The 10286-nt window shown below is 69.5% G+C and carries 7 protein-coding genes; 4 read left to right on the forward strand and 3 right to left on the reverse strand.

Features of this window, described 5'->3' with window-relative positions; all coding sequences use genetic code 11:
* Positions 1–6: 6 nt before the first annotated feature.
* Both AC1DVZ_RS15675 and AC1DVZ_RS15680 read right to left on the reverse strand, forming a co-directional pair.
* A complete protein-coding gene (locus AC1DVZ_RS15675) occupies positions 7–690 on the reverse strand; it encodes a potassium channel family protein (protein ID WP_477619135.1) in 684 nt (227 codons plus the stop codon).
* Positions 691–753: 63 nt separating this feature from the next.
* Positions 754–1422, reverse strand: a complete 669-nt coding sequence (locus tag AC1DVZ_RS15680; RefSeq protein WP_477619136.1) for a potassium channel family protein — start codon at positions 1420–1422, stop codon at positions 754–756.
* Positions 1423–1477: 55 nt separating this feature from the next.
* Here AC1DVZ_RS15680 and AC1DVZ_RS15685 point away from each other — a divergent pair, with 55 nt between their 5' ends.
* The 3 genes from AC1DVZ_RS15685 to acnA all read left to right on the forward strand — a co-directional run bounded on the left by AC1DVZ_RS15685 (position 1478) and on the right by acnA (position 7789).
* Positions 1478–3511, forward strand: coding sequence for an APC family permease (locus AC1DVZ_RS15685; RefSeq protein WP_477619137.1), 2034 nt, complete (start codon positions 1478–1480; stop codon positions 3509–3511).
* Positions 3508–4806, forward strand: coding sequence for a class I SAM-dependent RNA methyltransferase (locus AC1DVZ_RS15690; RefSeq protein ID WP_477619138.1), 1299 nt, complete (start codon positions 3508–3510; stop codon positions 4804–4806). Before AC1DVZ_RS15685 ends, AC1DVZ_RS15690 begins: the two co-directional genes overlap by 4 nt.
* A 175-nt stretch (positions 4807–4981) precedes the next feature.
* Positions 4982–7789 (forward strand): aconitate hydratase AcnA, encoded by a 2808-nt coding sequence (gene acnA / locus AC1DVZ_RS15695; RefSeq protein ID WP_477619139.1) that lies wholly within the window; start codon positions 4982–4984, stop codon positions 7787–7789.
* 144 nt (positions 7790–7933) lie between these two features.
* Here acnA and AC1DVZ_RS15700 read toward each other — a convergent pair whose 3' ends face one another.
* Positions 7934–8506 carry a DinB family protein gene (locus tag AC1DVZ_RS15700; RefSeq protein WP_477619140.1) on the reverse strand — a complete coding sequence of 191 codons (573 nt, stop codon included), beginning with the start codon at positions 8504–8506 and terminating at the stop codon, positions 7934–7936.
* Positions 8507–9597: 1091 nt separating this feature from the next.
* Between AC1DVZ_RS15700 and AC1DVZ_RS15705 the strand changes: the two genes are divergently transcribed.
* On the forward strand, positions 9598–10286 hold a 689-nt coding region (locus AC1DVZ_RS15705), incomplete at its 3' end, for a hypothetical protein (protein WP_477619141.1).

Raw genomic sequence — 10286 nt, forward strand, 5'->3', positions numbered from 1 at the left:
GGGAGCTCACTCCTCGTTGCGCGGGACTCGCTGACCGGGGCTGAGCATCGCCTCGAGCTCGTCCTCGAACTCCGGCGTCGAGATGAACAGCAGCTCGTCGTGCGGCTCGAGCGAGTCGTCCCGGCTGGGGGCGATCGGGTGGTCCTCGCGGATGATCCCGACCAGCACGGTCTCTCCCGGGAACGTCACGTCACCGACGCGCTTGCCGGCATAGGGGCTCTCGGGCGGCAGGGTCAGCTCCACCATCGTGGCCTTGCCCTGCTGGAACTGGAAGATGCGCACGAGGTCACCGACACTCACGGCCTCCTCGACCAGTGCGGTCATCAGGCGTGGTGTCGACACCGCGACGTCGACACCCCAGGCCTCGTCGAACATCCACTCGTTCTTGGGGTTGTTGACGCGGGCGACGGTGCGTGGCACGCCGAACTCGGTCTTGGCCAGGAGTGACACCACGAGGTTGACCTTGTCGTCACCGGTCGCCGCGACGACGACGTCGCACTCGGCGAGTCCGGCCTCGTGCAGGGCGGTGATCTCGCAGGCGTCCGCGAGGAGCCAGTTGGCGTCCGGGATCTTGCTGGCCTGGACGTCCTTGCGCTCCCGGTCCATGAGGAGCACCTGGTGGCCGTTGTGGAGGAGCTCGCGGGCGATCGAGCGGCCCACGCTGCCTGCCCCGGCGATGACGACGCGCATGCTGGTTTCCTTCTGTTGATCAGTACGTGTTGATCACATGCCGTGTGGCTCGGTCTTGGTGGCTTAGTGCTCGGTCACGACGGGTGGTGCGTCGAGGGTGCGCTCGACGGCGGCGAGCTCCGTCGCGAGGCTGACGAGGTGGAGCAGGTCGCCCTCCTGGAAGACGCTGTCGGCACCCGGCAGGATCGCGGCACCCAACCGCGTCAGGTAGGCCGCGCGGCTGCCCGTGGYGGCCTCCAGCTCGCTGATGCGGTGGCCGACCCAGGTGGGGTTGACCGTCACCTCGGCGATCACGACGTTGCCGGACGGGTCGACGAGCTCGGGGACGTGCCCCTGGGGGAGCAGCCGGCGCAGCATCTGGTCGGCCGTCCACTTCACCGTTGCCACGGTGGGTATGCCGAGCCGCTGGTAGACCTCGGCGCGACCGGGGTCGTAGATGCGGGCGACCACGTGCTCGACACCGAAGGTCTCGCGGGCCACCCGGGCGGCGAGGATGTTGGAGTTGTCGCCACTGGAGACAGCGGCGAACGCGTAGGCGTCAGCGATCCCGGCTTCGTGGAGGGTGTCCCGGTCGAAGCCCACGCCGGTGACCCTGCGACCCTCGAAGGCTGACCCCAGCCGACGGAACGCCGACTCCTCCTGGTCGATGATCGCGACGTCGTGGCCCTGACTCTCGAGGCTGAGCGCGAGGGAGGAGCCCACCCGGCCGCAGCCCATGATGACGAAGTGCACGACGCCGACGCTACACCGCGGCCTCAGACGTCCGCAGGGCGCCGCGCAGCCGTGGATGGCGCGCCCTAGAGTGTTGGCCGTGCCCACCTCCGGACGTGTCGTCAAGCGCGTGCTCGTCGGACGCGCGATGCGCAGTGACCGACTGGGCGAGACGCTCCTCCCCAAGAGGCTGGCCCTCCCGATCTTTGCGAGCGACGCGCTGTCGTCGGTCGCCTACGCGCCGGACGAGATCTTCCTGACCCTGGGACTCGCTGGCGGCTTCCTCGCCCTGACCCACTCGTGGCAGATCGGGCTGTGCGTGGTCGGCGTCATGCTGGTCGTGGTCGCGTCCTACCGGCAGAACGTCCACGCCTACCCCTCCGGTGGTGGCGACTACGAGGTGGCGACCACCAACCTGGGGCCGAAGGCGGGTCTGACGGTGGCCGCGGCCCTGCTGGTCGACTACGTGCTGACCGTGGCCGTGTCGATCTCGTCGGGTGTGCAGAACGCCGCGGCGGCGCTGCCGTTCATCCGCGGCCACGAGGTGGTCGTGGCGGTGGGCCTCGTCGCGTTGCTGACGGCCATGAACCTGCGTGGGGTGCGCGAGTCGGGCAAGGCGTTCGCCATACCGGTGTACGCCTTCATGGCCAGCGTCCTCGGAATGGGCGTCGTCGGGCTGATCCGCGAGCTCGGCGGGACGCTGCCGCAGGCCGAGAGCGCGGGGCTGACCCTCGCCCCCGAGAAGGGCTTCGAGTCACTCGGCAGCTTCGCCATGATGTTCCTGCTCCTGCGGGCCTTCTCCTCGGGCTGTGCGGCGCTCACCGGTGTCGAGGCGATCYCCAACGGCGTTCCGGCGTTCAAGAAGCCCAAGTCCCGGAACGCCGCGACCACGCTGCTGCTCATGGGCCTGGTCTCCATCACGATGCTGATGTCGATGCTCGTGCTGGCGAAGTGGACCGGCATCAAGTTCGCCGAGGATCCCCACGCACAGCTGCTGCAGCCGAACGGACAGCCGGTCCCCGCCGACTACGTCCAGGACACGATCATGGGCCAGGTGTCCAAGGCGGTGTTCTCCGGCTTCCACCCGGGCGTGATCATCGTCTCGATCGTCGCCGGGCTGATCCTCATCCTGGCCGCCAACACGGCCTTCAACGGCTTCCCGGTGCTCGGCTCGATCCTGGCCAAGGACGGCTACCTGCCGCGTCAGCTCCACACCCGCGGCGACCGGCTGGCCTTCTCCAACGGCATCCTCATCCTCGCCGGTGCCGCTGCGCTGCTCATCTTCATCTACGACGCCGAGGTCACCAAGCTCATCCAGCTCTACATCGTCGGTGTCTTCGTGTCATTCACCCTCAGCCAGACCGGCATGATCCGGCACTGGAACCGGCACCTGCGCCTGGAGCGCGACGGCGCCGAACGGCGCAGGATGATGCGCAGCAGGGTCATCAACGCCATCGGCGCGACCATGTCCGGTGTGGTGCTCGTGGTGGTGCTGCTCACCAAGTTCACCCACGGCGCGGGCTACGCGATCGCCGCGATGATCGTGATCTTCTTCATCATGCTGCGTATCCGCAAGCACTACGAGCGCGTGCGCGACGAGCTTCGGATCAGCGAGGACGACCTGGACGCACAGCTGCTGCCGAGCCGCGTGCACGCGATCGTCCTGGTCTCCAAGATCCACAAGCCGACCCTGCGAGCGCTCGCCTACGCCCGCGCCACCCGGCCGTCCAAGCTCGAGGCCATCACGGTCAACGTGGAGCCGGACGAGACCAAGGCGCTGCAGGAGGAGTGGGACCGCCGCGACATCCCCGTGCCCCTCAAGGCCCTGGACTCGCCCTACCGCGAGATCACCCGTCCGGTCGTCGAGTACGTCAAGTCACTGCGGTCCGGCCATCCCCGTGACGTGGTCGTCGTCTACATCCCGGAGTACGTCCTGGGCAAGTGGTACGAGCAGGTGCTGCACAACCAGAGCGCCCTGCGGCTCAAGGGCCGGCTGCTCTTCACGCCCGGCGTCATGGTGGCCAGCGTCCCCTGGCAGCTCGCCTCCTCCCAGGGCGCGGAGGAGCGGTTCGACGGCCCGACAGCCGGCTCGGTCCGTCTCGGGCAGTGAGCACGCCTCCGACCACGCCCGCTGCCCTCGCCGTCGGCGACATCGTGGTGCTCGACATCGGACCGGTCGCCCACGGCGGCTTCTGCGTGGCCCGGCACGAGGGTCGCGTCGTCTTCGTCCGTCACGCGCTCCCGGGGGAGCGGGTCAACGCGCAGATCACGGAGGCGCGCGAGGGTCAGCGGTTCGTGCGGGCCGACTGCGTCGAGGTGCTCGACGCCAGCCCGCACCGGGTCGCCCCGCCGTGCCGGTATGCCGCGCCGGGCCTGTGCGGCGGCTGCGACTTCCAGCACGCGGAGCTGTCGTACCAGCGCGACCTCAAGGCCGCCGTCGTCCGAGAGCAGTTCTCGCGGCTCGCCAGGCAGGACGTCGACGTGGCCGTGGAGCCGGTGCCGGGTGACGAGGCCGGACTCGGGTGGCGCACCCGGGTCGAGTTCGCCGTCGACGACGCAGGTCGGGCGGGGCTGAGGGGGAGTCGGTCGCACGAGGTCATCCCCGTCGAGTCGTGCCTCATCGCGGATCCGCGTGTCCTGGCGACAGGAGTGCTGGCGCGGGACTGGTCCGGCGAGGTGGCCGTCGACGTCGCGGCTCCGTCCGAGGGCGAGGCTGTCGTCGTCCCTGTCCCCTCTGGCGAGGAGGACGCTCCCGTCGTCACGGAGCGCGTTGGGGCACAGAGCTTCTCGGGCACCTTCGAGGTGTCGGCGCGCGGCTTCTGGCAGGTCCACCCCGGGGCGGCCGCGACCTTTGTCGACACCGTGACCGGCATGCTCGCCCCCCAGCCGGGTGAGACCGCCCTCGACCTGTATGCCGGGGTGGGACTGTTCGCCGCGGCCCTTGCCGAGCGCGTGGGGGAGTCGGGCAAGGTCGTCGCGGTGGAGTCCGACACCGAAGCCGTCGCCTCGGCGGCGGGCAACCTCGCGGCATACCCGTCGGTGGTCGTGGTGCGGGCGCGGGTGGACGACGCGTTCGGTGTGCCGCGGGCGCACCGGTCAGGACCCACGCGCAACCGCGCCCAGCGTGCGCGCAAGCTGCGTCGGCATCCGTTGCTGCCGCTGCGCGCCGACCTCGTCGTGCTCGACCCGCCGCGCACCGGAGCCGGTCGCGACGTCGCCGCCCAGGTGGCGGCGCTGGGGGCGCGGGCGATCGCCTACGTCGCCTGCGACCCGTCGGCGCTGGCCCGGGACACGGCCTTCCTCGCGGCGGCCGGGTATCGCCTCGCAGGGCTCCGGGCCTTCGACGCCTTCCCCATGACCCACCACGTCGAGTGCATCGCCCTGTTCGACAGAACGAGTGCGTGATGCCGTCGCAGAGGCCCGACACCCGCTTCCACTTTCGCTGCACGCGCCCGTGGAGCAGGATCAGGCACAGGCCTGACCGACGTGATATCTTGACGTCAAGATAAATCGGGTTCGCATCGAGCACGACCTGGTGCAGCCTCACAGCAACGATCCCAGAGCATCGAAGGAGCAGGCAGTGGCCAGCACGAACAGCTTCAACGCCCACGGTGAGCTGAAGGTCGGTGACAACTCCTACGAGGTCTACCGACTGAGCGCGGTCGAGGGCAGCGAGACCCTCCCGTACAGCCTGAAGGTGCTGCTGGAGAACCTCCTGCGCACCGAGGACGGCGCCAACATCACCGCCGACCACATCCGGGCCCTCGGCGCCTGGGACGAGACCGCCGATCCCGACACCGAGATCCAGTTCACGCCGGCACGCGTCCTCATGCAGGACTTCACCGGCGTGCCCTGCATCGTCGACCTGGCCACCATGCGCGAGGCAGTGGCAGACCTCGGCGGCGACCCGGCCAAGATCAACCCCCTCAGCCCGGCCGAGATGGTGATCGACCACTCGGTCATCATCGACGTCTTCGGCCGCGCCGACGCCTTCGAGCGCAACGTCGAGATCGAGTACCAGCGCAACGGCGAGCGCTACCAGTTCCTGCGTTGGGGCCAGACCGCGTTCGAGGACTTCAAGGTCGTGCCCCCGGGCACCGGCATCGTCCACCAGGTCAACATCGAGCACCTCGCGCGCACCGTGATGGTCCGCGACGGCGTGGCCTATCCCGACACGTGCGTCGGCACCGACTCCCACACCACCATGGTCAACGGCCTCGGGGTGCTCGGCTGGGGTGTCGGCGGCATCGAGGCCGAGGCCGCGATGCTCGGCCAGCCCGTCTCGATGCTCATCCCTCGCGTCGTCGGCTTCAAGCTGTCCGGGTCCATCCCGGCCGGTGCGACCGCAACCGACGTGGTGCTCACCATCACCGAGCAGCTGCGCGCGCACGGCGTCGTCGGCAAGTTCGTCGAGTTCTACGGCGAGGGCGTCTCGGCCGTTCCGCTGGCCAACCGCGCCACCATCGGCAACATGAGCCCCGAGTTCGGCTCGACCTGCGCGATCTTCCCGATCGACGACGTGACCCTGGAGTACCTGCGCCTCACCGGCCGCTCCGACGAGTCGGTCGCCCTCGTGGAGGCCTACGCCAAGGAGCAGGGCATGTGGCTGCACGCCGGGCCCGACCAGCCCGAGGCGCGCTACTCCGAACGGCTCGAGCTCGACCTGTCGACCGTGGTGCCTTCCATCGCCGGCCCCAAGCGCCCGCAGGACCGCATCGCGCTCACGGACGCCAAGGACGCCTTCCGCAAGGTGCTGCCGACCTACGTCGCGCACCACGAGGGCGACGCCGGCGCGGCCACCAGCTTCCCCGCGAGCGACCCGTCGCCGCAGGGCAGCACCGACGGCACCAACGGCGGCGACAAGCCGGCATACGAGGGGGACGGCACCGGCCGACCCACGAAGAGGGTGAGTGTCACCTCGGCAGAGGGGGCGACCTTCGAGATCGACCACGGCATCGTCTCGATCGCCTCGATCACGAGCTGCACCAACACGTCCAACCCGTCGGTGATGATGGCCGCCGCGATGCTCGCCAAGAACGCCGTGGACCGCGGGCTGACCGTGGCCCCGTGGGTCAAGACCTCGATGGCACCGGGCTCCAAGGTCGTCTCGGACTACTACGAGAAGGCCGGCATGTGGCCCTACCTCGAGAAGCTCGGGTTCCACCTCGTCGGCTACGGCTGCACCACGTGCATCGGCAACTCCGGCCCGCTGAGCGACGAGATCTCGGCCGCCATCAACGAGAACGACCTCGCCGTCGTCTCGGTGCTGTCGGGCAACCGCAACTTCGAGGGCCGGATCAACCCGGACGTGAAGATGAACTACCTCGCGTCGCCGCCCCTGGTCATCGCCTACGCGCTCGCCGGCACGATGGACTTCGACTTCGACGCCGAGCCGCTGGGCCAGGACACCGACGGCAACGACGTGTTCCTCAAGGACCTGTGGCCGGCTCCGGCCGACGTCGAGCGGACCATCGCCGAGAGCATCAACAAGGAGATGTTCACCAGCGACTACGCCGACGTGTTCGCCGGCGACGAGCGCTGGAGGTCGCTGCCGACGCCTGAGGGCAAGACGTTCGACTGGGCCGACGACTCGACCTACGTCCGCAAGCCCCCGTACTTCGACGGGATGTCCATGGACACCACGCCGGTCACGGACATCGAGGGCGCGCGGGTGCTGGCGAAGCTGGGCGACTCGGTCACGACCGACCACATCAGCCCGGCCGGCTCGATCAAGGCCGACAGCCCCGCTGGGACCTACCTCGCCGAGCACGGCGTCGACCGCAAGGACTTCAACTCCTACGGCTCACGGCGTGGCAACCACGAGGTCATGATCCGGGGCACGTTCGCCAACATCCGGCTCAAGAACCTGCTGCTGGACGGTGTCGAGGGCGGCTTCACGAAGACCTTCGTCGACACTCCCTCCGCGAAGGCAGGCGAGCAGACGACGATCTACGACGCCTCGGCCGCCTACCAGGACGCCGGTGTGCCGCTGGTCATCCTGTCGGGGAAGGAGTACGGCTCGGGCTCGTCCCGTGACTGGGCTGCCAAGGGCACCCGCCTCCTCGGCGTCCGCGCGGTCATCGCCGAGAGCTACGAGCGCATCCACCGCTCGAACCTCATCGGCATGGGTGTGATCCCGCTGCAGTACCCGGCGGGGCAGTCCGCCGACTCGCTCGGCCTGGACGGCACGGAGACGATCTCGATCTCGGGCATCACGGCCCTCAACGAGGGCTCCACGCCCAAGACGGTCAAGGTCTCCGCGGTCCGCGACGGTGCCGACCCCGTGGAGTTCGACGCGGTCGTCCGCATCGACACCCCCGGCGAGGCCGACTACTACCGCAACGGCGGCATCCTGCAGTACGTCCTCCGGTCGCTCGTGAACAGCTGAGTCCTGCTGCGCCGCAACCGATTTCGGTATGCCGCGTGAGTGCGCACGAGGCCCCGGTCACCATCATGGTGACCGGGGCCGCGTCGTTGCTCGGGGTGGAAGTCGGGCGCGGGTCCGCTGAGGTCGCTCAGGCCGACAGCGCGGTCAGCCCATCGTCTTCTGGCCGTCGAGCGACTCACGGATGATGTCGGCGTGGCCGGCGTGCTGCGACGTCTCGGCGAGGATGTGCAGCACGGTCCGGCGGACCGACCACGTTGCCCCGGGCTCGAACCACGGCGCCTTGGGCAGCTCGTGGACCGTGTCCAGGTCGAGGGTCCGGACGAGGTCGTCGGTGTGACGGGCGACCTCCTCGTAGCGCGCGAGCTCGCCCTCCAGCGTCTCGCCGTCGAGCAGGCGGTGCGAGTCAGCGAAGGCCGCCACCTCTGCCGGCGGGTTCGCCCAGTCGATCGACTCCCAGTCGATGTCCGGGGCCGACCCGCTGCCTTCGACCATGAAGGTCGCCCACTGCGCCTCGACATCGGCGACGTGCTTGACGAGGCCGCCGAGGGTGAGCTCGCTGACGGTCGTCCGGGCGCGAGCCTGGTCGTCGGTGAGCTCCTTGGCAGCGAAACGGAGGAAGCCACGGTGCTTGCGCAGCGACTCCAGAAGATCGGCCCGTTCGCCCGAGCCGGCGTTCGACGAGGGGACGGTGGGAAGGGTCTCGGTTGTCTGGCTCATGAGTTCAGGCTAGGGCGCGATGCGGTCAGTTCCTGACCTCAATTGAAAGGGGGCCAACGGTGCCCCTGGTTGCGGGCCCTGGTCACCCATGGTCAACTGAAAACAGGTAGACACCTTGGGCCGGGGAGCTTGGGGACGACTACATGCGGGGGACGCAACGCGTCGGCAGCCTGTTGAGGCTGTTCCTCTGCGCTGCCTTCCTGTGCCTCGCCTGGGTTCTGTTCTCCTCCGCGCACGCTGAGGCCGCAGAGCGTCCCGCTCCCGCCAAGCTCGTCGCCACAGTGGCGAAGCCGATCACGGCGCCGACCTCGGTCGCTGCCGCGGCTCGGGCGCCGGCGCACCTGCCCGGCAGGGCGCTCGGGCACCCCGTGGCCGCTGCGGCAGGGAGTTCCGGCAGCCCTGCCGTACCCGTCGTCGAGCAGCTCCGCGTGGCGACGGCCGGGAGCGTCGATGCCGGCGTGGACGAGCTCAAGGCCGTCGCCGCAGCCGTGCCTGTCCTCGAGGCTCCAGTCGTGGTCGTCGCCGATGCGGTGGTGACCGTGGCGGACGCGCTCCCGGTCGTGGGTCGCGATCCACTGGTGGGCCTACCGCTGCCTGGCTTCTCCGCCGCACCCCTGGGGGAAGCGGTCAAGAGTCATGCGGATCCGCTTGCGACACCTGTGAAACCGCTTGCAGGTGCACCCGCTGCATTGGTTCCGCGAGGGCTCACGGTGGCGTCCTTCGACTCCGACCTCTCACATGGCGTGCGCCCAGGTGCCGTCACGGTGGGCATGACAACACGCTCTGCCGCTCCCGAACCGTCCGACTGGCCCGAGCCGTTCCCCGCGCCGCAGTCACCGATGCCTCCTCTCAACTCGGTACCCAACCCGGGTGGAGGCCCGTCCTCCGGGGACCTTTCCTCCATCGGCCACGCGATCGTTCTTCCACGCCTCACCCTGTGGGGATCCAGCTCCTCCGACTGGCGGGTTCCTCGGGGACTGCCGGCTCAGCCCGGTTCTCGACCTGATTGATGCTGCTCTGGCGCCTCTGGAAGGCGCTCACGAGCCATGCCCGCTTCGCGGGCGACACAGCACGATCAGGAAGGAAAGACCATGCATGCATATCTGCGTCGAGGGCTCGAAGTAGCCCTCGTGGTCGGGGGCGGCATCCTGTTCTTCGCAGGACAAGCCTCGGCCGATGAGACCACGGGCGCCGAAAGCGTCCTCGGTGGCAACCAGGCGGCAACGTCCGTCGTCGCCCCCGTCACGCCGACGGGCAACTCCATCTCGGTGGTCGGCGACTCGACAAGCTCGGGTTCGGCGACCACCGCGCCGTCGGCTCCTGCCAACTCGGGATCTGACACCACCACGGGTCAGGACGCGACGGGTGGTGGCAACCAGGTCAGCGCTCCGGCGACGGCTCCGGTGTCCGCCAGTGGCAATGCCGTCTCGGTGCTGGGGGACTCCTCGTCCTCGGGCTCGACGGCGCCGGCTCCGGCCGGTTCGTCGACGGGCTCATCGACCGGTACCGCTGCGGGTGACTCGACCTCGGGTCAGGGCGCGACGGGTGGTGGCAACCAGGTCAGCGCCCCGGCGACGGCTCCGGTCAGCGCCAGTGGCAACGCCGTCTCGGTGCTGGGGGACTCCTCGTCCTCGGGCTCGACGGCGTCGGCTCCGGCCGGTTCGTCGACGGGTTCATCGACCGGTACCGCTGCGGGTGACTCGACCTCGGGTCAGGACGCGACGGGTGGTGGCAACCAGGTCAGCGCTCCGGCGGCGGCTCCGGTGTCCGCCAGTGGCAA

It is taken from the genome of Pedococcus sp. P2_E5 (assembly GCF_056403895.1).